This is a genomic window from Alistipes sp. DJF_B185 (assembly GCF_964250025.1).
Classification (GTDB): domain Bacteria; phylum Bacteroidota; class Bacteroidia; order Bacteroidales; family Rikenellaceae; genus Alistipes; species Alistipes finegoldii.
Genome location: NZ_CAXUDY010000004.1, coordinates 155143 through 179838 on the forward strand (window position 1 = coordinate 155143; position 24696 = coordinate 179838).

Annotated in this window: 17 protein-coding genes; 6 read left to right on the forward strand and 11 right to left on the reverse strand. The window is 60.0% G+C overall.

Features of this window, described 5'->3' with window-relative positions:
- Position 1: 1 nt before the first annotated feature.
- Both ACESTR_RS07215 and ACESTR_RS07220 read right to left on the reverse strand, forming a co-directional pair.
- Positions 2-1258: an ABC transporter permease gene (locus ACESTR_RS07215; RefSeq protein WP_009597886.1), complete on the reverse strand. Its 1257-nt coding sequence runs from the start codon at positions 1256-1258 to the stop codon at positions 2-4.
- Positions 1255-1944 carry an ABC transporter ATP-binding protein gene (locus ACESTR_RS07220; protein ID WP_009597793.1) on the reverse strand — a complete coding sequence of 230 codons (690 nt, stop codon included), beginning with the start codon at positions 1942-1944 and terminating at the stop codon, positions 1255-1257. The genes ACESTR_RS07215 and ACESTR_RS07220 overlap by 4 nt, the downstream gene beginning before the upstream one ends.
- Positions 1945-2385: 441 nt before the next feature.
- Here ACESTR_RS07220 and ACESTR_RS07225 point away from each other — a divergent pair, with 441 nt between their 5' ends.
- From ACESTR_RS07225 to ACESTR_RS07250, 6 genes are read left to right on the forward strand one after another with little or no spacing between them, the layout of a single operon-like run.
- Positions 2386-5214 carry a TonB-dependent receptor gene (locus ACESTR_RS07225; protein ID WP_009597766.1) on the forward strand — a complete coding sequence of 943 codons (2829 nt, stop codon included), beginning with the start codon at positions 2386-2388 and terminating at the stop codon, positions 5212-5214.
- A gap of 5 nt (positions 5215-5219) precedes the next feature.
- Positions 5220-6449, forward strand: a complete 1230-nt coding sequence (locus ACESTR_RS07230) for a DUF4876 domain-containing protein (protein WP_009597840.1) — start codon at positions 5220-5222, stop codon at positions 6447-6449.
- 3 nt (positions 6450-6452) lie between these two features.
- Entirely contained in the window at positions 6453-7952 is a 1500-nt protein-coding gene (locus ACESTR_RS07235; RefSeq protein ID WP_244076257.1) for a DUF6850 family outer membrane beta-barrel protein, read from the forward strand.
- Positions 7953-7969: 17 nt separating this feature from the next.
- Positions 7970-9577 (forward strand): fimbrillin family protein, encoded by a 1608-nt coding sequence (locus ACESTR_RS07240; RefSeq protein WP_373179042.1) that lies wholly within the window; start codon positions 7970-7972, stop codon positions 9575-9577.
- Between the two features lie 37 nt (positions 9578-9614).
- A complete protein-coding gene (locus ACESTR_RS07245; RefSeq protein WP_227042542.1) occupies positions 9615-11567 on the forward strand; it encodes a 4Fe-4S binding protein in 1953 nt (650 codons plus the stop codon).
- 56 nt (positions 11568-11623) lie between these two features.
- Positions 11624-13795 (forward strand): S46 family peptidase, encoded by a 2172-nt coding sequence (locus ACESTR_RS07250; protein WP_237958767.1) that lies wholly within the window; start codon positions 11624-11626, stop codon positions 13793-13795.
- 230 nt (positions 13796-14025) lie between these two features.
- Here ACESTR_RS07250 and ACESTR_RS07255 read toward each other — a convergent pair whose 3' ends face one another.
- From ACESTR_RS07255 to ACESTR_RS07295, 9 genes are all read right to left on the reverse strand, one after another.
- Positions 14026-14673 carry an HAD hydrolase-like protein gene (locus ACESTR_RS07255; protein ID WP_009597796.1) on the reverse strand — a complete coding sequence of 216 codons (648 nt, stop codon included), beginning with the start codon at positions 14671-14673 and terminating at the stop codon, positions 14026-14028.
- A 155-nt stretch (positions 14674-14828) separates the two neighbouring features.
- A complete protein-coding gene (locus tag ACESTR_RS07260; RefSeq protein WP_278728333.1) occupies positions 14829-16121 on the reverse strand; it encodes an acetyl-CoA hydrolase/transferase family protein in 1293 nt (430 codons plus the stop codon).
- Positions 16122-16125: 4 nt separating this feature from the next.
- Complete coding sequence (locus ACESTR_RS07265) at positions 16126-17439, reverse strand: aminotransferase class I/II-fold pyridoxal phosphate-dependent enzyme (protein WP_373179043.1); 1314 nt, start codon at positions 17437-17439, stop codon at positions 16126-16128.
- Positions 17439-18023, reverse strand: a complete 585-nt coding sequence (locus tag ACESTR_RS07270; protein WP_373179044.1) for an indolepyruvate oxidoreductase subunit beta — start codon at positions 18021-18023, stop codon at positions 17439-17441. The genes ACESTR_RS07265 and ACESTR_RS07270 overlap by 1 nt, the downstream gene beginning before the upstream one ends.
- 81 nt (positions 18024-18104) lie before the next feature.
- Positions 18105-19706: a thiamine pyrophosphate-dependent enzyme gene (locus ACESTR_RS07275; RefSeq protein ID WP_373179045.1), complete on the reverse strand. Its 1602-nt coding sequence runs from the start codon at positions 19704-19706 to the stop codon at positions 18105-18107.
- Between the two features lie 204 nt (positions 19707-19910).
- On the reverse strand, positions 19911-20918 hold the full coding sequence (locus ACESTR_RS07280) for a nucleoside hydrolase (protein ID WP_373179046.1): 1008 nt from the start codon (positions 20916-20918) through the stop codon (positions 19911-19913).
- Between the two features lie 12 nt (positions 20919-20930).
- Positions 20931-22355: a sialate O-acetylesterase gene (locus tag ACESTR_RS07285; protein ID WP_022044447.1), complete on the reverse strand. Its 1425-nt coding sequence runs from the start codon at positions 22353-22355 to the stop codon at positions 20931-20933.
- Entirely contained in the window at positions 22352-23545 is a 1194-nt protein-coding gene (locus ACESTR_RS07290; RefSeq protein ID WP_022044446.1) for an exo-alpha-sialidase, read from the reverse strand. Before ACESTR_RS07290 ends, ACESTR_RS07285 begins: the two co-directional genes overlap by 4 nt.
- The gene (locus ACESTR_RS07295) at positions 23542-24693 is read right to left on the reverse strand and encodes an exo-alpha-sialidase (protein WP_022044445.1); all 1152 of its coding nucleotides are present in this window, start codon (positions 24691-24693) and stop codon (positions 23542-23544) included. The genes ACESTR_RS07290 and ACESTR_RS07295 overlap by 4 nt, the downstream gene beginning before the upstream one ends.
- Positions 24694-24696: the final 3 nt, after the last annotated feature.

Genomic DNA, 24696 nt, shown 5'->3' on the forward strand with positions numbered 1-24696 from the left:
CTTATTTATTATAACGCAGGGCGTCGATCGTTTTCAGTTGTGCCGCCCGGTAGGCGGGGACGTATCCTGCGATCAGGCCCGCAATGACCAGTACGACCGTGGCGCTGACGGCCACGCCCAGATCGAGCGTCGGATTGAGGAAGATGCTGCCGCCGAAGTTTCCGGTCTGGGCCGGCGTCTGGTTGATGACATAGTTGACCGCCTCCATGACGGCAACGCCCAGCACCATGCCGATATAGCCGAACATGGCCGTTATCATCACCGATTCGGTCAGGATCAGGCGGATGATCGACACGGGTTTGGCGCCGAGGGCCTTGCGGATGCCGAATTCGGAGGTGCGCTCCGTGACGGTCACCAGCATGATGTTGCTCACGCCGACGATGCCCGCCAGCAGGGTGCCCAGACCGATGATCCAGACGAAGAGGTTGATGCCGCCGAAGACGATCATCATGCTCTTGTACTGCTCCATCGTGTTGCGTATCCACAGGGCGCTCTGGTCTTCGGGATCGTAGTGGTGTTCGGCGGCCAGCCGTTTGCGGATGCGCTGTTCGAACGCCTCCATCTGCGCGTCGGTGTCGAGTCCGTGTACGGTGATGATCGCGTTGTCCACGACCGGATCGTTGGCCTTGAAGATCAGCTGGCCGGTCGTCAGCGGGATGTAGCCCATCGAATTGCGCTGCTGGGCGTCGCCTCTGTAGACGCCGGCCACGCGGTAGATGTTGTTGTGGATTTTGACCGGCTTGCCCAGCGGGTCGTCGCCGCGGAAGAGTATTCTTTCGAGCGCCTCGTCGATGACGATCACCTTGCGGTAGTTGTGGATGTCGGCCTGATTGATGAAACGTCCCTTGACGATCTCGACGCCTTCGATCTGCTGGATCTTGGGCAGCGAGCCGCGCAGGCTGATGTCGGCGAAGCGGTCGAGGTAGGTGGCCGTGGAGCCGCGGTACCACGCTTTGGCGGCGACGTCGTCCACTTCGGGGAATTCATTGACCAGAATTTCGAGGTCCCGGTTTTTCAGGTCGATGCTGCGCCATTTGTTGTAGCCGGCGTAGGCCTTCGAGGTCCAGCCGCCGGAGATGGTGATCGAGTTGGTGGCGTAGTTGCCGAAATTCGACAGCACGCCGTTCTTGAGTCCGTTGCCCGATCCCAGCAGGATGACGAGCATGAAGATGCCCCACGCGACTGAAAATCCCGTGAGGAACGTGCGCAGTTTGTTGCGGCGCACCGAAGTCCATATCTCCAGCAGCAGCTCTCTCATCGCGTTGCCAGTCCGGTTTCGGTGATACTGCTGATGACGCCGTCCGTCAGGCGGATGATTTTGTCCGTTTGGTCGGCGATCGACTGTTCGTGGGTGACGCAGATGATGGTCATGCCCATGTCGACGTTCACGCTGCGCAGCAGGTTCATCACCTCCTGCGAGGTGACGCTGTCCAGTGCGCCCGTGGGTTCGTCTGCGAGGATGATCTGCGGTTTGTTGATCAGCGCCCGCGCGATGGCCACGCGCTGTTTCTGACCGCCCGACATCTCGTTGGGCATGTGTTCGGCCCACTCCTTCAGGCCCAGCATGTCGAGGTATTCGAGGGCGAGGGCGTTGCGCTTGCGGCGGGAGACGCCCTGATAATAGAGCGGCAGGGCGACGTTTTCGACGGCGTTCTTGTAGTTGATCAGGTTGAAGGACTGGAAAATATAGCCGATCATGTTGTTGCGGGCCGCGGCGGCCTGTGTCTCGCTGAGATCCTTGATCAGGCGGCCGGCCAGATAGTAGCTGCCGCTGTCATAGTCGTCGAGGATGCCGAGGATGTTGAGCAGCGTCGATTTGCCCGATCCGGATGCGCCCATGATGGAGACCAGTTCGCCCTTTTCCACCGTGAGGTCGATACCCTTGAGCACATGCAGGGGCGACCCGTTGTCGTAGGTCTTGTTGATGTTTTCCAGCTTTATCATATTGTGTCTGCCGTTGTAAAGCGGTTTTGTAAGGTTGCGTAGTTACGATCTGTAAGCTGAGGGAAACGGCGTCGGGAACAAAGGTATTAAAATATTCTTGAAAAACAATTTATATTTATCGAAAATCAATAAAAAATTACTAAACACCAATAAACCGTCGGTTGGTAAGCGCAAATATAGGTAAAATATTTATACTTTGTGCGACATAGTACTGTGAAAATAAAATTAATCTTTGGGACCTATGTTTATAAGCCGTCCGTTTTCGCTGTAATGCAGGTATTTCCGTGCGGAACGCATGGGGGATTTGGCGAAACGGTCTTTGCCGAGCCGGACGGAATCGTATCTCCTGCCCGTAAAAATTGTTGAAATGGTTAAAAAAAACGGTTGAAAATGCACAAAAAATATTCATTTTAGTTATATTTGTTGCGTTAGGTCAATCATATGAGGAAACTTCTGCTACTGTTATTCACGCTAATTCCGGCCGTTGTTTGGGCGCAGCGTTACGATTTATCGGGGCGGGTGCTGGTCAAGGGCACCGACAAACCGATCGCTCAGGCTGTCGTCGAGCTGCCGCAGGCCGGACTGTGGGCCGTGGCCGATGGCGACGGCAATTTTACCGTGAAGGGCGTGCCCAAAGGCGCGACCCGTTTCGTGGTGTCGTGTCTGGGATATGCGACCACGGAAACCGAACTCGACGTCCGCGCCGGCATGGGGCGTATCCTGCTCTATGCGCCTGAGGACAATCTGAAACTGGAAAGCGTCGTCGTCACGGCCAAGGAGGCGCCCAATGCCATGGCCACCTCGCGGACGATCGGCGGCAACGCCATCGACCACCTGCAAATGGTGAACGCTTCGGATATTTCGTCGCTGCTGCCGGGCGGCAAGACGATAAATCCCGATCTGACCAAAGACAACGTCTTTTCGCTGCGCAGCGGCGGTTCCGCGGCCGGAAACGCCTCGTTCGGCACGGCCGTCGAGGTGGACGGCGTGCGCATCTCGACCAACGCTTCGCTGGGCGAAATGTCGGGCGCGAGCACCCGCAACATCGCTTCGACGAATATCGAGTCGGTCGAGGTGGTGACGGGCGTGCCTTCGGCCGAGTACGGCGATATCTCGTCGGGCGTGGTGAAGATTTCGACCCGCAAGGGCAAGACGCCCTATACGCTGGTGCTCTCGACCAATCCCCGCACCAAACAAATCTCCGCCTCGAAGGGTTTCGATCTGGGTACCGACCGCGGCGTGCTGAACAGCAGCGTGGAGTACACGCGGGCCATGAAGAACCCCACGTCGCCCTACAGTTCCTATTCGCGCACGGGCATTGCGCTCAATTACCAGAACACCTTCGCCAAGGTTCTGCGTTTCAATTTCGGCGTGACGGCCAACATCGGCGGCATGAATACCGAAGACGACCCCGACGCGCAGGTGGGCGAGTGGGAGAAGGTGCGCGACAACGCCCTGCGGGCCAATACGTCGCTCAAATGGCTGCTCAACAAACCGTGGATCACGTGCGTCGATTTCGATGCTTCGCTCAGCTATGCCGACAAGCTCGCACGCAGGCACACCTACCAGTCGTCGGCCACGGAGACCCCGGCCGTCCATGCCGAAAGCGAGGGCTATTATATCGCCGAAATGCTTCCGGCGACTTTCTATACGACGCGCAATATCGACTCCAAGCAGCTCGACTATGCGGCGAATCTGAAGGCCACTTGGGTCCGCAGCTGGGGCGACGTGCATAGCAATGCCAAGATCGGCGCGTCGTGGCGCGCCAACGGCAACGTCGGGGAGGGAGAGTATTATGCGGCCCCCCCCCTTGCACCCGACGGGTACCGCCCCCGCCCCTATACCGATATTCCCTACATGCACAACCTCGCGGCCTACCTCGAAGAGACGCTGACCGTGCCGCTGGGAACGACCTCGCTGCAGCTGATGGCGGGTGTGCGCGCCGAAAAGACCTTTATCAAGAATACGCAGTATGAAAATACGTCGAGTCTTTCGCCGCGCCTGAACCTGAAGTTCCGCATCAACGACCATGTGACCGTCCGCGGCGGCTGGGGTATCACCGAGAAACTGCCGTCCTTCAACGTCCTCTATCCGCTGCCCGAATACCGCGATACGCGGGTGTTCAGCAACACCTACAGCCCGAACCGGAGCGTGTACGTCTATCACACGCAGCCTTACCAGATACTCTACAACGACAACCTCCGCTGGCAGCGCAACCGCAACGCCGAGGTCGGCGTCGATCTGCGTATCGGCGGCACTTCGGTTTCGCTGGTCGGCTATTTCAACCGTACCAAATACCCCTATGAACTGAGCGCCGCCTACGAGCCGTTCTCCTACAAGGTGATGGGGCTGCCCTCGAAGATGCCCGACGGCTCCTCGTTCCAGATGCCGTCGAATCCGCTCTTCAGGGTGGACAGCCAGACGGGTGAGATCTTCGTCCGCGACAAGGACGACCCCTCGGCCGGATGGATCGCCATGGAGACGACTTCCACCAAGCGCACCTTCGTCAAGAATACCTACCAAGACAATGGCTCGCCCGTGGACCGCATGGGTCTGGAGTTCGTCGTTGATTTCCCGCAGATCAATCCTATCCGCACGCAGCTGCGGCTGGACGGCGCCTACGGCTATACCAAATACGTCAATAAAGGCGAGGCGTCCTATTATCCTTCGACCACGACGGGCGGCGAATTCTTCCCCTACGTGGGAATTTACGCCGACAACGGGGGCAGCTCCGTCGTGACCTACAACGGCCGCAAGACCCATGCGCTGGATGCGAACCTCACGGCCACGACCCATGTGCCCGCGATCCGCATGATCGTCACCCTCCGGCTCGAAGCTTCGCTGGTGAAGCGTTCGCAGAACCTTTCGGAGTACGACGGCCGCGAATACGCCTTCAACGTGGACGAGGACCGCAATCCCACGGGCGGCAGCATATACGACGGCAACAGCTATACGGCGATCTGGCCTGTGGCCTACCTCGACCTCGACGGCAACCGCCATCCCTTCACCGACGCCCAGAAAAACGATCCGGCCTTCTCCTCCCTGCTGCTTCGTTCGGGCAATGCCTACTCGTTCAACGGCGACGGGTACGATCCCTATTTTTCGGCCAACCTGAGCATCACCAAGGAGATCGGGGATCATGTATCCATCTCGTTTTATGCCAATAACTTCACCAATTCCCGGCCTTTCGTCGCGTCGTACGCTTCGGGAGTCAAGGTCGTCTTTACGCCCGATTTCTATTACGGCCTGACGGTGCGTCTTAAATTCTGAAAACGATGAAAAAGCTATTTTGCATATTATCCTGTCTGCTGGCCGCCGGCTGCACGTCGTTCGAAGGCAATCCCTACGGCGATACGCTGCGGTCGCTCAGCGTGCAGGTCGTCTACCCCGAAGAGTACGCCTCCTTCCTGCGGGAGGGCGTTCCGGTGAAACTCACCGACCGCAATTCGAGCAACGTCTACACCGCGCTGACCGATGCGCGCGGCGTGGCGGCCTTCGACGTGGCCGCCGGGCATTACCGGCTTTCGGTGCTCGACCGCCCCGATGCGTCGTCGGTCTTCAACGGCGCCGTCGAACAGGTGGACCTCGCCGGCGCCGACCGGAATGTGAGCGTAGAGTTGAAATACGCCAAGCCGGGCACGATCCTCATCAAGGAGATCTATTCGGGCGGCTGTCCGCAGGACCCGCCTGCGACCGGTTCGTATGCCGACGACAAGTATATCGTCCTGCACAACAACAGTTTCGACACCTACTACCTCGACGGCCTTTGTCTGGGTATGGTCGCGCCCTACAACTCGAACGCCAACAATCCGTGGACGAGTACGGACCCTTCGGGCAACATCGTTTTCCGCGACTACGCCGCCATGCCGGACTGTATCTGGATGTTCCCCGGCACGGGCACGGATTTCCCGTTGGAGCCGGGCGAAGAGGCCGTCGTGGCCTATTACGGCGTGGACCACACGCAGACCTATTCCCAGTCGGTGAATCTCAACCGGAAAGGCTACTTCGTGCTTTACGATATGGTGCATTATCCCGGCAACCGGCTGCATCCCACGCCTACTCCGGGCGATCAGATCGACGAGTCGCACTATATGAAAGTGCTGAAAAAAACCGGAACGAATACGGCCGTGGTCTATGTGATATCGCAGAATTCGCCCGCCGTGATCCTTTTCCGGGCGCCCGGCGATTTCGATCTGGACGCCTATCTGGCCAACGATCTCGAATCGGCGATCGCCAGCGGCAGCGTCGTCTATTCGAAAATTCCGTGGGAGTGGATCGTAGACGGCGTCGAGGTCTGCAACCTGTCGGAAGCGACCAGAAACAAGCGTCTGCATACCGATGTGGACGCCGGATACGTCGGATTCTCGGCCAAGGCGCAGGGACACAGCCTCTACCGCAGGCTGGACGAAGAGGCCACTGCGAGCGCCGGATTCGACCGATATGTGGATACCAATAATTCGTCGAACGATTTTTACGAGCGTGAGACACAATCTTTGCGTGAATAGCCTATGAGACGGATTTTAACACTGCTGATGATAATTGCCGTCTCAGGCGCCGCGGCACAGGAGCGTTTCGATTATGTTTTTCGCCGCAATCCGTGGAACGGCGGCCCGAATGCCGCGGGCATCCGGCAGGACAGCCTGAGCCGCTCCTATGCCGAAATCTATTTCACCAAGGAGAACGGCGGGATGACCGGCCATTCGTCGTCGGATGACAGCTGGAACGCCGGCGCGCGGACCGAGTCGGTGCGCCATCTGAAAAAGGTCTCTTTCGCGGGCGGCTTCGGATACGACTATTTCGACGGCCGCAACATGTGCGGTTCGATGTTCACCGAACCGGGCTATTATCCCGTGGATATTCTTGAATTTACGCCGGGCCGCAAAATCCGCGAGGACTATACCTTCACGGGCGGCGTTTCGGCCGTGCTGGGGAGGCGCTGGACGGGCGGCCTGCGCGTGGAGTTCGAAGCGCAGAACTATGCCAAGCGCAAGGACCTGCGTCACAAGAATACGCGGCTCGACTTCGAATTCTCGCCCGGCGTGATGTACCATGCGGGCCGTTTCGCCGCGGGCGCGGTCTATATCGTGGGCACGAACAGCGAAAAACTCGAAGCCGAGGAGATCGGCTCCACCCCCGAATCGTATCAGGCTTTCTTCGACCGCGGTCTGGGGTACGGCTCGCTGCAGCTCTGGGAGAGCAGCGACATGCACCTCACGACCAGCGGCGTCACGGGATTTCCCGTCCGGGAGAATACGCAGGGCGCGGGCGTGCAGCTGCAGTACGGACCGGTCTATGCCGCTGCCGCATATCGCAACCGGCAGGGCGAGACGGGCGAGCGCGGTATGATCTGGCATGAGTTCGGGACGCATCAGGTGACGGCGAACGCCGCCCTTTCGCTCGGAAACCTGCAGCGCAGGCACTTCGTGCGGCTGAACCTCGACTGGCGGTCGCTCCAGACCGACGAGAACATCATCACGACGGAGACCGTCAACGGTGTGACGAAGCCCTACATTCACGGCTCGACGCCTATCTTCGGGCGCAAGGGACTCGATCTGGGGGGCGAGTACGAATTTGCAAACCGCCATACGGACCTGCGCGCCGGCGTGGCCTATTCGCAGCTCAACCGCGAATCGACGCTGATGTATCCCTATGTCAAGGGGCAGAAGCTGCACTTTACGAAAGTCTATGCCGAGCTGATCCGCGCCTTCGGGTTCTGGGAACTGACCCTCGCCGCCGACTACCGTCAGGGCGGCTTCGAGGAGTGCGAAAAACAGTTCGAGACCTCCGGCGAGCAGCCGGGCGAGTATCCCGGACAACTGACCGGATACTACAATTATGAAACCGAATACCTGACGGCCAAACGGCTGGGTGCCGGACTGGGCGTACGGCGCAACATCAAGCGGTTCTACGTCGAACTGTACGCGCGCTACGAACACGGGTTCGATCTGCAATACGTCGCGCAGCCCAACCGGGTGCGGGCGACGGTGAGTGCGGGATATAATTTTTAACTTAAACGGATAGAGCTATGAAAAAGATTTTGATGATCGCGGCAGCCGCGGCAGTGTGCTTGGCCGCCTGCTCGAAGAGCGAAGATGGCGTTCCGGGCGACCGGACGCTGCGTATCACTCCGACGATCGGCAATCCTTCGCTGACTCCGGCGGCCATGACTGCCGCCTCTACGCGCGCCACGGATACCGATTTCGAACTGGGCGACAAGGTCGGCCTGAAGGTTACGATGACCGCCGACGGCAAGGACTTCGTGTCGAACAAGCCGATGACTTTCGACGGCACCGATTTCAAAGCCGAGGGGTTCCTCTGGTACGAGGACGTCAATGCGACCTCGACGCTCTTCGCCTATTATCCTTGGCAGGAGGGCGGGGATATTCCCGCGGAATTCTCGGTCAAGGCCGATCAGAGCGGCGACAACTACACGGCTTCGGACCTGATCGTGGCCGTGAAGGCGGGCGTCAAGCCGACGCTGTCGTCCACGCAGATGACTTTCAAGCACAAGATGTCGCGCATCGTTATCGACGTGACGAACGAATCGGGTTTCGATATTACGAATATCGTCATCAAGGGCGCCGTGGGTACGGGCGTACTCGATCCAGCGACGGGCAACTTTACGGCCAAAGCGGACGCGGAGGCTTCCGACCTGATCGCCAATACGGCGACTGCGAACAAAGTCTACTATGCGCTTCTGGTGCCGCAGAACGGTGTCAAACTGATGGTTACCGTCACTACGGCCGACGGCAAGAAACGCACGCAGACGCTCGGTACGGCCGACTTCAAGTCGGGTGAGAACCGCCGCATGGAGTGCAACGTGCAGCCGGCCGACATCGAGGTGAAGTTCAGCGGTCCGATTACGGGCTGGGTGGACGGCGACGACCTGCTGCCGGACGGCGAAGGCGAGGTCGAGACCCCGACCGTCGAATGGGGCGGCGTGAAGTACGAGATCGTGACCCTGAAGGACGGCCGTACGTGGATGGCCGAAAACCTGCGGTATGTGCCCGAAGGCAAAACCATATCGAGCGACCCGAAGGACGGCAGCGGCGTATGGTATCCGTGCAATCTGTCTAAAGCGGCTGATCCGTCGCTCGTCGAAAGCAACGGTCTGCTGTACAGCTATCCGGTGATGCTGGGGATGACCGGCGACATGACGGGTGACAATTTCGACCAGTATGAAGGGGCGCGGGGTATTTGCCCCGAAGGATGGCATATCCCGACGATGGCCGAATGGCTCAAACTGGCGGGTGTCGGCAGCGGCAACCTCACCGATCCGACGTCGCCCTATTTCGAACAGACGCAGAGCGGCGGTTCGATCGTTAAGCTCAATAAAGACGGGTTTAATATCGCAGGCTGCGGTTATGTCAATGCGGCGGGCGCTACGGCGACCCCGGCCTATATGGCGACGGTCTCGGCTGCCGACGCCTCGGCGTTCGGCATGGGGTATTTCCCCAGTTCGACCGGCTATAAGGTTACCTACAATACGGCCGACGACCCGGCCAGCGGTATCAAGAACATTCAGTATTATGCCGGCATGATCACCTACAACAAGAGTTTCAACCGTATAACGGTCGCATACCAAGGCGGTTACTGCGCTGCTCCCGTCCGTTGTATCAAAGACAAGGAATAACCCGCTCCGCACACACAAACACAATACTTAACGATACATGAAACGCAAACCCAATTACCTGAAGCACATCCTGCAGTGGGGCGTACTGGCCGCCATTGCAGGCACGGTGCTCTGGGCCAACTTCAGCGAAAAACCCGTCGATGTCGAGGCTTACTGTCCCTTCGGCGGTCTGCAGGCTTTCGGAACCTATCTGGTGAACAACTCGCTGGCCTGCTCGATGTCTATGCTCCAGATCATGATGGGCCTCGTGCTCGCCGTGGGAGTGATCCTGTTCAGCAAACTTTTCTGCGGCTACCTCTGTCCGCTGGGCACCGTCGGCGAATGGATGGGCCGCGCCGGAAAGAAACTGCATCTGCAGGTCGAGGTTCCGTCGGGCAGCATCGTAGACAAACTGCTGCGCGTGGTGAAGTACGTGCTGCTCTTCACGATCCTCTATTTCACGCTCTCGTCGAGCGAGCTGTTCTGCAAGAAACTCGATCCGTTCTATGCCGTGGCTACGGGATTCAAGGGCGAGATCGTGCTCTGGATGTCGCTCACGAGCCTTACGCTGTTGCTGCTGGGCGGCTTCGTGGTGAAGATGTTCTGGTGCAAGTATATCTGTCCGCTGGGGGCGGCCAGCAACATTTTCAAATTCACGCTGCTGTTCGTCATCGCGGCCCTCGGCGGCTGGATTCTCGGCATGCTGGGCGTTGCGGACGCATGGGTCTGGACCATCGGCGGCGCATGTCTGGCCGCATATGTCGTCGAGATTGTCAAGATGCGCAGCTGCGTCTTCCCGCTGATGTACATCGAGCGTGACATCCGCACCTGCAACAACTGCGGTCTCTGCGAGAAAAAGTGCCCCTATCAGCTGCCGATCCACGACTACGTGAAGGTGAAGCACGTCGATTGCACGCTTTGCGGCAACTGTATCGGCTCCTGTACGAAGGACGCCCTGCAGGTCAACGGCCGCCGTTCGCTGCGCTGGGTGCCGGGACTGCTGGCCGTCGTGCTTTTCTTCATCGCCGTGTGGATGGGTTCCACGATGGAGCTGCCCACGATCGACGAGAAATGGGGCGATTACGAGCAGGTCGAGAATCTGCAGACCTTCGAGATGGAGGGATTGCAGACGATCAAGTGCTTCGGCTCTTCGAAGGCCTTCTCGGCCAAGATGCAGACCGTGCCGGGCGTTTACGGCGTGAAGACCTTCGTCCGCCGTCACGGCGTCGAGGTGCTGTTCGACCCCGCCAAGACCGACACGCTGAAGATTCAGGCCGCGATTTTCGCTCCGACGCTGCGTAAATACGCCATGCCGGGCGAGAACGTGCCGATGCTCGACGTGGTGAAACTCGGCGTCGAGGGACTCCATGACCGGATGGATATGATCTACTTCGGCATGGTGCTGCAGAAGATCGAGGGCGTATACGGCTTCACCTCCGAATTCGCCTGCCCCGTGGATGTGACGGTCTACGCCGATCCCGCCGCCGGCATTACCGAAAAGATGTTCGAGGAGGCGATTGACGCCGAAGAGCTGGTGATTCCGGCCAAGGAGGGCGAAAAGGTGATTCCGATGCACACCGTACTCAAGAGCTATGCGGTCGCCGGGCAGGTTTCGCGCGAGGAGTTCGCCCAGATCATGTTCCGCGACGTGGAAAAGCAGGCGGGCAGGTTCATTGCCAACATCGAGAAGTGGGGCGATGACGAACAGTTCCCGAAGGCTGTCTACGAGATGGCGTTCCCCGGTATCGAGAAGATGCCGATCCGCAATGCGTTCCCCTATTTCAAGAGCTTCCTTTCGTGCTCCGAGGGCATTGTCTCCGTAGATTTCGTGCTGCGCGACCTGACGCCCGTCATGCGTATTCACTATGTGAAGTCGATGTGGAACGACGAGAAGCTCTGGAAGGAGATTTTCCAAGCCGAGAAGTGGACGCTCCGCATGGCCGACGGGACCTTCAAGGAGGCGGATCCGCGGCTGAAGTTCACCAATCCGGGCAAGACCGTAACCGAATAAAATGACCGGGAGGGGATCGGCTGACGGTTTCCTCCCGTTTTATGAAGATGAAAGATATGAGAAGATGGATAGCCTGTCTGGCCGTCGTGCTGCTCTGCATGCAGACCGCCGTGGCCGACGAAGGCATGTGGCTGATCAACCGGCTGGGGGAGATTTACCCTCAGATGAAGTCCAAGGGGTTGAAGATAAAGGACAAGGAGATTTACAACGAGCAGACTTCGGCGCTCGCCGACGCCGTAGTCGCCGTGGACGGCGGTATGGGAACGGGAAGCATGATCTCCGACGAAGGGCTGATGATAACCAATCACCACGTCGCGTTCAGCGACATCTGCGCCCTTTCGACGCCCGAACACAACTACCTCGAAACGGGTTTCTGGGCCCGTACGCGCGGAGAAGAGATTCCCGTGGCCGGCAAGACCGTGTGGTTCCTGCGCAAGGTGGTCGATGTGACCGAGGAGGTCGAGGCGATCCGCAACGGCATGATGGCCGAAGGAAAATGGGGCATAATGGGCATGCGCCGCGTGTACAAGGAGATCGAGGACCGTTATGCCGCGCAGACCGAACACGAAGTGTCGTGCTACTCGATGTGGGGCGGCAAAATGTACCTGATGTTCTATTACGACGTTTATAAGGACGTGCGGCTGGTCGGAACTCCGCCCATTACGCTGGGCGCTTTCGGCGGCGATCACGACAACTGGGGCTGGCCCCAGCACAAGGGTGACTTTACGCTCTACCGGGTGTATGCCGACGCGGAGGGACGTCCTGCGGAGTATTCCGCCGGCAACGTGCCGCTCAAGCCCCGCCGCGTACTGCGTATTGCGACGGGCGGCGTGCACGACGGCGACTTTGCGATGGTGATCGGATTTCCGGGCCATACGAACCGTTACGCTTCGTCGTTTGCCGTGGCCGAGAAACAGCGTGTCAAGAATCCCGTCGTCGTGGCCAACCGCCACGACCGGATGGATATTCTTAAGCGCCATATGGAGCGCGATCCGAAGGTGCGCATGAAGTATTCCGACTCCTATTTCGGGCTGAGCAACTATGCCGATTACGCCAAGTGGGAGAACAAGTGTCTTTGCCGTTTCGACGTGGAGTCGATCCGTAAGGCCGAAGAGGAGCGTCTGCAGCGTTGGATCGAGGCCGATTCGGCGCGCAGGGCCGAAAACGGCGGGCTGCTTGCCGATCTTGAACGCGGTTACGAGGGCCGCCGGGGCGCCGAACGCAGTCTCAACTATTTCCGCGAGGCGTGGCTCGGTCCGAGCGAGGCGCTGCTGGTGGCCAACCGCGTGTCGTCGTACCTCGGCAAGTTGGACCGCCTGAAGCTAGATTCGCTGAAGATCGACTCGAAGGATGCGCAGAGCGTGGTTGCCGGAAGCGGCCGTCTGCGCCGCAACTACGATGTCGAGACCGACCGCGACCTGTTGGCGAAGATGATTGTGAACTTCACGAAGCATGTGCCGCGCGAGATGTGGGGCGAACAGTTGACCGAGATGTACGATGCGGCGGGCGGCGATGCCGACCGGATGGCGCGCGAAGCGTTCGATGCATCGTTCTGCAGCGATCCCGACCGTTATGACGCCTATTTCGAACGGAACCGCTCGGTCGCCGAGATGCGCCGCGATCCGCTGGTCAGACTCACTGAATCGGTGCGGGTGCAGCGGTTTACGGGCGGGGTGGACAAGGCCGAGAGACGGGTTCGCGCGCAGGTGGGCAAGGCCGAAAGCCGTTATGCCGGCCTGCTCTACGACTTCCGCGCTTCGGAAGGGATTGCGCAGTATCCCAACGCCAATTCGACCATGCGCCTGACTTACGGCAGTGTCGTGCCCCTGAATCCGTCGGACGGCGTGCATTACGATTCGCGCTCGACGATTGCGGGTTATATGGAGAAATACAACCCCGACGAGTATGAATTCCGGGTCGACGACCGCATGAAACGGCTGATTGCCGCTGAGGATTGGGGCCGCTGGGGCGAAAAGGGTACGCTCTACGTCAATTTCCTGACCGACAACGACATCACGGGCGGTAATTCGGGCAGTCCCGTGCTCGACGGCCGCGGACGGCTGATCGGACTGGCCTTCGACGGCAACCGCGAGTCGATGGCCGGCGACGTGTGGTTCCATCCCGATCTGGCGCGTACGGTCTGCGTCGATATCCGCTATGTGATGTGGATTATCGACAAATATGCCGAGGCGGACTGGCTGCTGGACGAAATGAAATTTGAAAAATAGTTCGGAATCGGATCGGCCCCGGCTCTGCCGGGGACTCCGGGTTTTCGGATAGATGAAGACGCCTGCGGTTGTCGCGGGCGTCTTTTGGTGTTGTAATGGCGGCAGGTGGGCGAAGGCGGCGTCGGACGTGTCTGCCGCGACGGGGGCGGTTACGGTGTTTGCGCGACGGGGAGTTTCCCCGGTTAGGGGGGCGCGGCATATGGCCGCGCAGGGAATACGGGGACGGTGCGCTATGCAAGCAGACGCCGCAGTTCCGGGATGTCGGCTGCGAGGTAACCGGGACTGGCCTTTTCCAGCTCTTCGCGGCTGCCGTATCCCCACAATACGCCGATCGACTCTACGCCTGCGGCCGCGGCTCCCTCGATGTCGAAGCGGCGGTCGCCGATCATGACGGCCTGCGACGGATCGTCGATGCGCAGTTGTGCGAGGGTCTCGCGGATTACGCCCGCTTTGGTCGAGCAGGGACCGTAGGCCGTTCCGCCGCAGATGAGCGTGAAACGGTCGCGGAACCCGAAATGCCGGGCGATCCGTTCGGCCAGAAAGTCGGGTTTGGAGGTGGCGATGGCCAGCGTCGCACCCTGCGCCTGCAGGGCGGACAGCAGTTCGGGAATTCCCGCGTAGAGCTTGTTTTCGAAGATTCCCTGACGGCTGAAGTATTCGCCGTATTTTTCGGACGCCTCGTCGGCTTGGGCGGAGGTCATGCCGTAAAATTCGCGGAACGAATCCCGCAGCGGCGGTCCGATAAAGGGACAGAGCGTCGTCAGGTCCTCGACTTCGATCCCGAAGTGCCGCAGGGCGTACTGCACCGAGCGGGTGATGCCCTGCATCGGGTCGGTCAGCGTGCCGTCGAGGTCGAAAAGGAGGTATTTCCAGTGCATAGATTTTCAGGTTTTTGTGTGGTAACGGGCAAAGTTCGCCTTTTATTTTGTTTTCGCCCGGTTTTCCGGCAGGAAACTGCATGGCAGGACGCCGCAGAACACAATACAGGCCGCAGAGGTAACGTGCGGCCTGTACTGTTGCTGTCTTCGTGCATTTACTTAATCCGCAGGAACGTGTAGCCGAAGCGTTCGCAGGCGGCTTTTTCCAGCTCTTCGCGCACCGAGGGGTGGGCGACGGAGATCAGCGCACGGGCGCGCTCGGCGAGGTTGCGGCCCCTCAGGTGCGCCACGCCGTATTCGGTGACCACGTGCTGGACCATGTGGCGGGTCGTGACGACGCCCGCGCCGGGGGTCAGCAGCGCTTTGATCTTCGATTCGCCCTTCGGGGTGGTCGAGGGGATGGCGATGAAGGTTTTGCCGCCCTCCGAGAGCGCACCGCCGTACATGAAGTCGTGCTGGCCGCCCACGCCTGAGATAATGCGTTCTCCGACCGAGTCGGCGCACACTTGTCCTGTGAGATCCACCTCGACGGCCGAATTGATCGCCATGACGCGGGGATTTTCGCGGATGCGGAACGGATCGTTGGTCCACGCCACGTCTTTCATTACGAGGTCTTTGCGGTAATCCATATAATCGTACAGACGGCGCGAGCCGAGGGCCAGCGACGCGACGGTCGTGCCGGGCATGACCTTTTTCAGCGAATTGTCGATTACGCCGCTTTCCAAGAGCGGCAGGACCCCGTCGGTCATCGCTTCGGTGTGCAGGCCGAGGTGCTTGTGGCCCGTGAGAGCCGCCAGAACGGCGTTGGGAATGCCGCCCACGCCGATCTGAAGCGTGGCGCCGTCGGGGATCAGCTCGGCGATGTAGCCGCCGATCCTGCTTTCGATTTCGCTGGGCGTGGCCGAGGGAACTTCGACCAGCGGATCGTCGACCTCGACGGCCGCCGCCACGCGCGAAAGATGAATCACGGCGTCGCCGTAAGAGAACGGCATGGCCGTATTGACCTGTGCGATGACGGTTTTGGCGCACTCCACGGCCGAAACGGCCAGATCGGCCGACACGCCGAACGAGCAGTAACCCTCCTCGTTGGGGCGCGAAAGGTTGAGGATCGCCACGTCGACGGGCAGCGTGCCGTCGCGGAAAAGCCCCGGAATCTCACCCAGAAAAGCCGGGATCGACTGGCCGTAACCTGCGGCCAGCCAGCGTCGGATGTTGTTGGCGACGAAAAGGCTGTTTACGAGGAACGTGTCTTTGTATTCGGGCCTGCAATAGGGGGCATCGGCCCGTCCGACGGCGAATCCGGAGTAGATCTTTACGTCGGTGAGTTCATCGGCACGGTCGGTCATGGCTTGGACCAGCACTTCGGGAATCGAGGTGCTGCCCTGAATGTAGACGCTGCTGTGCGATCGGATGAGCTTTGCGGCTTCGGCGGCTGTCGTGAATTGCATAGGCTTATCGGTGGTTTTGCCCGAAGGCGGTTAGTCTGGCTTCCAAGAGGTCGAACTGTTCGGGGCGGTTGAGCTGCGAGACGCAGACGCGGATTCCCGGCTGGCGGCTGCCGGTCGTGGTGAGCGAAATGGCGCAGATGCCGTAGAGCAGCAGTTCGCTCAGCAGCTCCGAGCTGGTCAGATCGCCGTAGCCGACCGTGTAGAAGAATCCGTCGCTTACCGCCTCGTCCTGATCCTTGTCGTAGACGATGCGGAAACCGTGGCGCAGGAACAGCTCCTTGGTCAGCCGTGCGCGGCGTGCGTATTCCGACGTTTCGGCCACGAAATCCAGCCGGCCGTCGGCCGCGGCGCGGAACATGGCCGCGAGGGCGTACTGGGCCGAATGGCTCGTGCCCGACGATGCCGCATAGAGGATCGTCAGCACATAGGCGTCGCCCAGACGGGCCATGCCGTAACGCTCCCGGAGCGCGGGATACTGGCGGGTGTAGAGCGCGTCGGAGATCGCCGCGACGGCGATGCGCTGTCCGGCGTAGCTGAATATCTTCGACCCGGAGATCATCAGGATATAATTCTGCGTATAACGGGCGATGCTGGACTGATAGGGCGCTTCGAAAGGCCGTCCCAGCGGTTTGCGGAAGTCCATGCAGAGGTAGGCCAGATCCTCGATGACGATGGCGTCGTACCTGCTCGCCAGTTCGCCGACGGTGCGCAGCTCCTCTTCCGTGAGACATATCCATGCCGGATTGTTGGGGTTGGAGTAGACGATGGCCGCCACGTCGCCCTGCGCGAGGTAGCTTTCCAGCTTGGGACCCAGCTTTTCGGCGCGGTACTCGTAGATGTCGAACGACGCGTGCGGGATATTGAGGATATGCACCTGATTGCGCTGTACGGGGAATCCGGGGTCGATGAAGAGGATTTTGTTCTTCTTCGGGTCCAGCTGCGAGCAGAGCAGGAACAGTGTGAAACTGCCCTGCATCGAGCCGACGGTCGGAATGCAGCCTTGCGGTGCGATGCCGATGTCGAGGAACGCGCGGATGAAACGCGAAGCCTGCTCCTTCAGTTCCGGAATGCCGGACATGCTGGGGTACTGCGACGCCACGCCCTGCCGGAGGGCTTTGCATTCGGCTTCGACGCCGACCTGTTCGGGCGGGAGTCCCGGAACGCCCATTTCGAGGTGCAGGAATTCCGTTCCCGTTTCGTTTTCCAGTATGCGGGCGATGTCGCCCGACTGGCGGATGGTCGCCTGCGCGATGTCGGCGATGTCCATGCGCTCCAGCGCGGAGTCGAGCACGGAGCGGTCGAGTGGAAGCCGTTCCATTATTCGGTCTGTTTTTGTGCGTATTGGTATCCTGCGCGGAACGCCGCGAGGTTCATCTCTACGATCTCTTGACCTTTGCGGGCGAAGATGGCGCGGATGCCGGCTTCGAGCTTCTCGGCGTCGATGCCCAGAAACGGCGCCGCTGCGCCCAGCAGTACGATGTTGGCGGCGCGGGGCGATGCCGCGCTCTTGGCAATGGCGTCCACGTCGAGCGCCACGACGTGCGGCAGTGCGTCGAACTCGCGCCGGAGGGCTTCCGCATCGGGATAGTTCGGGATATTGATCAGCGGCGCGGTGTTGGTGATTACCCACCCCTCCTTCGAAAGCCACGGCAGGTAGCGCAGGGCCTCCATCGGTTCGAGCGAAATGATGATGTCGGCGACGCCCCGCGCAATGAGGTCCGAAGCGATTTCGCCCGACGCGATGCGCAGGTTCGACTGTACGTCGCCGCCGCGCTGGCTCATGCCGTGGACTTCGGCCTGCTTGATGCTGAGGCCCGCGTCGAGGGCCGCTTTGCCGATGACGGTGGCGATCGAGAGGATGCCCTGTCCTCCCACGCCCGAAAGTATGATGTCCTTTTTCATAAGTGTTCCGTTGTTTGCTGGTTGGTGTTCGTTGCCGCGTTTTTTCCTGTCGCGTGTTTGCCGCCGTCAGTGCCGTCGGCCCTATTGTTTCTGTTTGGCGGCGTTGTGGCGTTTGGCGGTCTGGATGCACTCGCGGCGGGGGATGACGACCGAAACCCCGTCGTAGGCGATCTCCTCGCGGAGTATGGCTTTCATCTCTTCCCGGTTTTTGGGAAGGGGCACCACGACGCGGATATGGGCCGGATCGACGCCGATGCCGGCGCATATCTGCTCCAGACGGCCCGTGCCGGCCGAATCCTGTCCGCCGGTCATGCCCGTCGTCAGGTTGTCCGAGATGATGACCGTGATGTTGCTGCGCTCGTTTACGGCGTCCAGCAGTCCCGTCATGCCCGAATGGGTGAAGGTCGAGTCGCCGATGACGGCGATCGACGGATATACGCCCGCGTCGGCGGCTCCTTTGGCCATCGTGATCGAAGCGCCCATATCGACGCAGGTGTCGATGGCGTGGAACGGAGCCAGCCAGCCCAGCGTATAACAGCCTATGTCGCTGAATACCTTGGCGTTTTCGTGTTCGTCCGCAATCTCTTTCAAAGCCGTGTAGACGTCCCTGTGGCCGCAGCCCTGACAAAGGGCCGGCGGACGCGGCACGACGATTTGGCTGGCCGCGTGCGTGGCGTGCGGCGCGAGTCCCAGTGCGGCGCGCACGCTGTCGGGCGTAAGTTCTCCGGTGCGGGGCAGCTGGCCCGTCATGCGGCCGCGAATATCGAGCGGTGCGGGCAGGATACCGCGCACGGCCTGCTCGACGACGGGTTGTCCCTCTTCGATGATGAGCAGCGAACCGCACTCCGACGCCATGCGGCGTACGAGTGAGGCCGGAAGCGGATACTGCGAAATTTTCAGCACGGGATGCGGACAGCCGCCGGGATAATTCTCCGCGAGGTAGTTGTGGGCGATGCCGCAGGCGATGATGCCGACCGATTTGTCGGGGGCGTCCGTATAGCGGTTGAAGCGGCTCTCGGCGGCTTCGGTCTCGAACCGGGCGTAGTCGTCGAGCAGCGTGTTGTACCTTACGCGCGAATTGCCCGGCATCAGCACCCACTGGCGCGTTTGGGTGGGGTAGGAGCGTTCGTTCTCGGCGCGGACACCGGCGACTTCGACCACGGCCCGCGAATGGGCCATGCGGGTCGTCAGACGCATCAGTACGGGAATACGGTACTTCTCCGAGAAGTCGAAGGCCGCCTGCACCATGTCGTAGGCCTCCTGCTGGTTCGAAGGTTCGAAGGTCGGCACGAGGGCGAACTGGCCGTAAAAGCGCGAGTCCTGCTCGTTCTGCGACGAGTGCATCGAAGGGTCGTCGGCCGCGACCACAACCAGCCCGCCGTTGGCGCCGGTCATCGCCGAATTGACGAATGCGTCGGCGGCGACGTTCATGCCCACGTGCTTCATGCAGACCAGCGCCCGTTTTCCGGCGAACGACATGCCGAGGGCCTCCTCCATGGCGGTCTTTTCATTGGCCGACCAAGTGCAGTGCACGCCGCGCTCGGCGGTGAGCGGATGACCCTGAATGAATTCGGTTATTTCGGTCGAGGGCGTGCCCGGATAGGCATAGACGCCCGACAGTCCGGCGTGGAGCGCGCCCAGTGCGAGGGCTTCGTCTCCGAGTAGTAGTTCCCGTTGTGCCATAAGATCGTGGTGTTATCCAATTTCTACAAATCTAAGAAATTTTTAATTAAAATACCAGAATTAATAACGAAAAGTTATTTAATCGGCGTTAATTATGTGAAAATATTAGTAAAAACCGACGGTTCCGCGACGTTGTGGGCAGACGCACAGCGGCGGCAGAAATTTCTGCCGCCGCTGTCGCTTGAGGTGTATTCCGCCGGAAGGTTATTTCCGGTTCGTGTATTTTTCAGGAGTCTGCCCGACGAGTTTCATGATATATTTTTCCGCTTTTTTTCTTTGTCCGGGAGTCGTCTGCAAGATCCGGATGCGTCCGTTGGGCGCGGGGGTGAATTCCGTGCGTCCGTCGTCGTCCACTTCGACTTCTCCGCGGGCTGAAAGCCCGAACCATTTTTCAGGGGCTTCGACGCCTGCCATGACGGCGGTCTGGTCCCAACATTCGCGGTCGTAGGGCATGGGAAGATAGCTGGCATAGGCCATTTTGAGCGGATGTTGTGCGGCATAGCTGATCTTGTCGAGCGCCGCGCAGCGATAGAAAATCTGCCCGCCCACTTCCCACGGGCTGACCAGTATGTCGGTCGGCCAACGGCCGAAGACGGCACGGGCTGCGGGAATGTCTATGCGGATGTTGAATTCCCTGCGCCGCTGGCCGTCGAAGTTGCCGCCCATCATGGTCAGCAGCCGGACTTTGCGGGCGACGAGTTCCCGGCCCGGCAGTTCGCTGTATCTGTCCGGGGCCGAATCCAGCAGCCGTTTGAGGTTGGACAGGAGTCCGACGGAGACGATCACGACGCTGCGGTCGGGTTGTGCCGCGAGGACCTGCCGGTATTTTTCCACGGAATCGAATGTCTCCGCCGAAGATGCAGGAAAGACGCCTGAGGCGGCGACGGCTTCGACGTAGCTGGGCTGTTTCTCCTTTTGCCGCGGAAGCAGTTCGGCGGGAGAGCTGGCTACGGGAATTCCGGACCAGCCGTAAAAGTCGTTCATCAGGTGGATGAACGGTGCCGAATAGGCGTTGCCTTTGTTGTTGGAGATCAGAAGAAGCTGGATTTTGCCCGCATCCTGATATTTGTAGAGCATGTCCAGAGCGAGCACGTCGTCCACGTCGTTGCCCATGTCTGTTTCGAAGATGATGCGGACGGGTTCTGCGGCAGCGACGCTTCCGGTGAAGAGCATGGCCGACGCGATCAGGCTGAGAATGGTTTTTGAGAACATATGCTGTGTGTTTTATTCGTTCCAGTCGTCTGTGCGGAACGGGGGTGCGACGATGCCGTAATTATTATAAAGATTTCCGTATGCATAGTTTTTATAGCAGTAGCGTACTGCGATGGGCGCTTTGACCTCGCCGCTGTGTACGATGACCGTGGAGCGGCCTTTAAGCCAAGCTTCGGCTGGGTGGAAAATCCGGTCTTCGCCGGCGATCTCGAATCCTGCGAGCGGCTCTCCGTAGGAGCTGACGCCGTAAGGCGCATGGTCGAACGAGAGGGCGATGTTTTCGCCCTGAATCTCCATCGACTTGTATACGGGGCCGGAACATTCGAAGCCCTTGTAGCCGTAACAACGGGCATAGGCGAGGTAAAGCAAACGCTTGGCGACCGTTTTCTTGTCGGGCGGATGGATGGTGTGGACGGCTCCGATATCGGTCGTGGCTACCATGCCGCTGCGGGGAATGTCTGACATGCACTGCTGCTGCACTTCGCGGAAACGCGCCGCTTGCGTCTGGTCGGGGGACCAGCCCATATTGGTATAGCCGTAGGGGGCGAGCTGGACGTAGAAGAACGGGAACTCCTCACCCCAGCGTGCGCGCCACTCGGCGACCATGGCCGGGAACCGCGTGCGGTAGGCCGCCGGGTCGGTGATGTTGGCTTCGCCCTGATAGAAGATGCACCCTTTGATCGTGTAGCCGCTTATGGGCAGCAGCATGGCGTTGTACAGGGCGGTCGGGGTGACGTTGGCGGTCCGCAGGTCTGCGGATTCGCGGAACCGGACTCCGGCGAATCGCATCAGGTTTTCGCGGCTCATCCATGCTTCGACTTCGGAGCCGCCCCATGCGCATACGATCATGCCGACGGGCACCTTCTCCCGCTGGTGGAGCATGCGGCCGAAGAGGAAGCCGATGGCGCTGAACGTTTCGGCCGATTCGGGCGACGAGACTGTCCAGCTTCCCCGGCAGTCGTGTCGGGGCTGTAGGCTGAAGTCGCGCTTCACACGGAACAGGCGCAGGTCGGGATAAGCCGAATCCAGAATTTCGTCGGCGGCATCGGCGACGGGCTGATTGGCCAGTCCCCGGAAACTGACGTCCATATTCGATTGTCCGCCGCAGAGCCAGACTTCGCCCAGCAGGACGTTTTTCAGCGTTCTCGTGTCTTTCCCGGCCGTGATGGCGATTTTGTAGGGGCCGCCCGCCGTGATTGTCGGCAGCGTGATTTTCCAGTTGCCGTCGTCGTCGGTCCGGGTCGTGTAGACGCTTTGGCTCCATGACGGTTCGAGCGTGATGTTGCAGCGGGGCGAGGCTTCACCCCACAACAGGACGTCGGTCTGCTGCTGGAGCACCATGTTGTCCCCGATAACGGCCGGCAGCCGGATGTCGGCCGTCAGCGGAAGCGGGAGGAGGGCAAGCAGCAGTAGCGCTAATAAGTGTTTGGTTTTCATCTTAGATCGGAGATTTTACATTTCAGGGCGTCCATCCGCTCCTTCTGTCGGGAAACTATGACGTAAATCCAGCCTTCGCGGATGTAGGCGAACGGATAGCCGTAATCGCCGCTTTTCCAGCGTCCTTCGTATTGCCGGGTGTAGCGGTCGTCGGAGAGGATGTAGCATTTGTCGTAATTGAACCCGTCTTCGGAGAGGGCCAGCACCAGCGGATAACGGGTGCCCTGACGGGTGTTGTCGGGCGTGCCGATGTAGAGATAGCGTCCGTCGGGAAGGGCGCAGAAAAACGACTTGGTGTTGTTGTCTGAAAAATCGCTGCGTACGGGCATGGTCCAGTTGCGCCCGCCGTCGTAGCTCTGTGCCTGCCAGAGGTAGCCGTCGTAGGGCGTGGACGAATTCCGGAAAAGGCAGTACAGCGTGCCGTCGGCATGCTCGAACAGCTCGCCTTCGCACAATGACGGCCGGATCTGTTCGAAGGTGACATGCCCGGTCTGGTCCTGCGCCGCCGTGCCGCATTTATGCCAACCGCGCAGCCCCGTCGGATCGTCGGAGTAATAGAACGCCCGGTTGCAGGTCATCGCCAGCCGTCCGGTCGAGAGCCGCAGCGGGGCGTGGCTGGGAAATATGGCCAGTCCGAGCGATACCGGCCGTGTCCATGTCCTGCCGTCGGGCGATGTCACGGCGTAGAGCTGCGGATTCAGCCGGGCGTTGCTCGTGCCGTCGTTGTCGTTTTCCGTATAATAGACAGTCAGCCTGCCGTCGCAGACCCGGATGCCGCCCGGAGTGAGGATTTTCTTGGTGCCGTAGTCGCCGTCGGACGGTTCCGCGAGGAGCTGCGGAGCGCTCCAGCGGATGAAGTCCCGGCTGGAGGCGATCATCATCCGTTGCCCCGGCTCGTCCTCGCCTCGCATGCCGTTCGAATAGACGGCATAAAAGGCGCCTTGAAAATAGGTGACCGAGGGGTGGTGGGAATAGCTCCAGTTGCCGGACGGCATGTAAATTACGGCGTGTTCAGGTTCGATGCGCGGCAGGTCAGCGGCGGGATCGTACGCATTTCTGAAAATGGAGATACGGTCTGTTCCCTTTGGTTCGGCTCCCGGTGCGGGCGGAGGGCTTTCGTTCCCGTCCCCGCCGCAGGCCGGCAGAAGCAGGCCGAATAGTCCGGCTATGGCGATAACGGCGTTTCTCATTGCAGGGCGTCGATTTCGATACGGATTATTTCGATGCGTTCCTTGCGGCGCGAGACGATGACGTAGATATAGCCGTCGTGAACCATGGCGTACGGATAGCCGTAATCGCCGCCTTTCCAGCGGCCTTTGTACTGCTGGGTATATCTGTCGTCGGAAAGGATGAAGGTTTTGTCGAAGTTGTAGCCGTCTTCGGAGAGGGCCAGCACCAGCGGGTAGCGTTCTCCCGGACGGGAAGTGTCCGGGGTTCCGACGTAGAAATAGCGTCCGTCGGGCAGGTTGCCGAAAAACGATTTGGTGTTGTTGTCCGTAAAGCGGCTTTTTACGGGCGACGTCCACGAAATTCCGCCGTCGGTACTCTGCATTTGCCACAGGTAGCCGTCATAGGTTTTGCCCGTACTGCGGAGCAGACAGAAAACCTGACCGTCGTTGTGTTCGAATAGTGCGCCTTCGCAGAGCGAAGGGTGTACCTGCTCGAAGGTTACGGCCCCGTCCTGATATTTGGGAACCTCCATGCGGCAGCGGTTCCATTTGCCGGTGCCGGAGGGATCGTCGGTGTAATAGACCAGCGTGTTGCCCGTGAGGATGATACGGCCGTTGGAGAGCGTCAGCGGCCGGTGGCATGGGAATACGCGGATCGAGAGATTGACCGGCTCGGACCATGTCCGGCCGTCTTCGCTCGTGATGGCGAACAGCGTCGCCTTTATCCGTTTGTTCGAAACGCCGTCGTTGTCGTTTTCCGTGTAGTAGAGCGTCAGCTTGCCGCCGATTACGGTGATGCCGCCCGGCGTGAGTATCTTGGTCTGTCCGAACTCGCCCTCGCCCGGAGAGAGTATGACCCGTGGTTCGCTCCAGTCGGTGAAGTCTTCCGAGGTGGCGAGCATGATCCGCTGGCCGCACTCGTCTTCGCCTTCGGGTCCGTTCGAGAAGACGGCGTAAAAGGTGCCTTTGAAAAAGGCGACGGAAGGGTGGTGCGAGTAGGTCCATGTACGGACCGGGTCGTAGATTACGCTCTTCTCCGCATCCAGCTTCGGGATTTCGGCCTTTGGGTCGTAATTGTTGGTGAATAACGTGGGCTGCTGGCCGAACCCCGCCGTGCAGCTCAGCGTCACGGCCGTCAGGAGCAGGCCGCATCGGATCGTCTTATTCATCGT

What these genes read in the sequence shown, in the direction of transcription:
- ACESTR_RS07215 (WP_009597886.1), bottom strand. Translation starts at nt 1,258, where the DNA reads ATGAGAGAGCTGCTGCTGGAGATATGGACTTCGGTGCGCCGCAACAAA.
- ACESTR_RS07220 (WP_009597793.1), bottom strand. Translation starts at nt 1,944, where the DNA reads ATGATAAAGCTGGAAAACATCAACAAGACCTACGACAACGGGTCGCCC.
- ACESTR_RS07225 (WP_009597766.1), top strand. Translation starts at nt 2,386, where the DNA reads ATGAGGAAACTTCTGCTACTGTTATTCACGCTAATTCCGGCCGTTGTT.
- ACESTR_RS07230 (WP_009597840.1), top strand. Translation starts at nt 5,220, where the DNA reads ATGAAAAAGCTATTTTGCATATTATCCTGTCTGCTGGCCGCCGGCTGC.
- ACESTR_RS07235 (WP_244076257.1), top strand. Translation starts at nt 6,453, where the DNA reads ATGAGACGGATTTTAACACTGCTGATGATAATTGCCGTCTCAGGCGCC.
- ACESTR_RS07240 (WP_373179042.1), top strand. Translation starts at nt 7,970, where the DNA reads ATGAAAAAGATTTTGATGATCGCGGCAGCCGCGGCAGTGTGCTTGGCC.
- ACESTR_RS07245 (WP_227042542.1), top strand. Translation starts at nt 9,615, where the DNA reads ATGAAACGCAAACCCAATTACCTGAAGCACATCCTGCAGTGGGGCGTA.
- ACESTR_RS07250 (WP_237958767.1), top strand. Translation starts at nt 11,624, where the DNA reads ATGAGAAGATGGATAGCCTGTCTGGCCGTCGTGCTGCTCTGCATGCAG.
- ACESTR_RS07255 (WP_009597796.1), bottom strand. Translation starts at nt 14,673, where the DNA reads ATGCACTGGAAATACCTCCTTTTCGACCTCGACGGCACGCTGACCGAC.
- ACESTR_RS07260 (WP_278728333.1), bottom strand. Translation starts at nt 16,121, where the DNA reads ATGCAATTCACGACAGCCGCCGAAGCCGCAAAGCTCATCCGATCGCAC.
- ACESTR_RS07265 (WP_373179043.1), bottom strand. Translation starts at nt 17,439, where the DNA reads ATGGAACGGCTTCCACTCGACCGCTCCGTGCTCGACTCCGCGCTGGAG.
- ACESTR_RS07270 (WP_373179044.1), bottom strand. Translation starts at nt 18,023, where the DNA reads ATGAAAAAGGACATCATACTTTCGGGCGTGGGAGGACAGGGCATCCTC.
- ACESTR_RS07275 (WP_373179045.1), bottom strand. Translation starts at nt 19,706, where the DNA reads ATGGCACAACGGGAACTACTACTCGGAGACGAAGCCCTCGCACTGGGC.
- ACESTR_RS07280 (WP_373179046.1), bottom strand. Translation starts at nt 20,918, where the DNA reads ATGTTCTCAAAAACCATTCTCAGCCTGATCGCGTCGGCCATGCTCTTC.
- ACESTR_RS07285 (WP_022044447.1), bottom strand. Translation starts at nt 22,355, where the DNA reads ATGAAAACCAAACACTTATTAGCGCTACTGCTGCTTGCCCTCCTCCCG.
- ACESTR_RS07290 (WP_022044446.1), bottom strand. Translation starts at nt 23,545, where the DNA reads ATGAGAAACGCCGTTATCGCCATAGCCGGACTATTCGGCCTGCTTCTG.
- ACESTR_RS07295 (WP_022044445.1), bottom strand. Translation starts at nt 24,693, where the DNA reads ATGAATAAGACGATCCGATGCGGCCTGCTCCTGACGGCCGTGACGCTG.